The 895-nt window shown below is 45.3% G+C and carries 1 protein-coding gene; it reads right to left on the bottom strand.

The window, feature by feature from the left end:
- A partial coding sequence (murA, locus tag ACFINZ_RS10185) for a UDP-N-acetylglucosamine 1-carboxyvinyltransferase (RefSeq protein WP_375701449.1) occupies positions 1 to 895 on the bottom strand: 895 nt, incomplete at both ends.

The following is an 895-nucleotide window of genomic DNA, read 5'->3' as shown; positions in this document are numbered from 1 at the left end:
CAACCTTTCAAACCCACGATCAAGATGATACACGCGATTAACGGTCGTTTTTCCCTTTGCAGCGAGTGCAGCAATCACAAGAGAGACAGAAGCACGCAAATCGGTTGCCATTACCGGCGCACCTTGTAGGTGCTCTGTTCCAAAGACGGTTGCCGTCTGACCATCGAGCTTTATTTGCGCACCCAAACGATTGAGTTCCTGCACATGCATAAAGCGATTTTCGAAAATTGTTTCGGTAATATGAGAGATTCCCTGAGCGCGGGTCATCAGAGCCATGAATTGGGCTTGGAGATCCGTTGGAAAAGCCGGATAAGGACCTGTTTTAATATCAACGGGCATTATTTTTGTTTGGCGTAAATTTCTTTTAAGATGAATTCCTTGAGGTTTGATTTCGATATCAAGTCCAGTTTTTTGGAGGATCTCAAGCACTTGTGTAAGATGGTGAGGGTTAGCATTTTTGAGCATCACATCCCCCCCAGTCATAGCAACAGCCATTGCATAAGTTCCGGCTTCAATTCGGTCAGGGATGACAGATATTCTTGCTCCGTTAAGTTTTTGAACGCCTTCGATGGTAAGAATTGTTGTTCCTTCACCGGTTATTTTTGCGCCCATTGCATTAAGGGCTTGAACAAGGTTTGTCACTTCAGGTTCACAAGCAGCATTTTCGAGGACGGTTTTTCCATTTGCGGTTACAGCAGCCATGATCATAACATGTGTTCCGCCGACAGTGACTTTAGGAAAACGATAGTGCGCACCTTTTAATCCTTTTGGGACCTTAGCATGGACATATCCATTTTCGATAGTAATACGTGCGCCTAAAGTTTTGAGCCCCTCGAGGATAAAATCAACGGGTCTTGTTCCGATAGCGCATCCTCCTGGCAGTGAAACATAGGCC

It is taken from the genome of Bartonella sp. AA81SXKL, from assembly GCF_042196945.1.
Lineage (GTDB): Bacteria > Pseudomonadota > Alphaproteobacteria > Rhizobiales > Rhizobiaceae > Bartonella.
The sequence above is the reverse complement of the archived record's forward strand: the minus strand, read 5'-3'. Positions and strand labels throughout refer to the sequence as shown.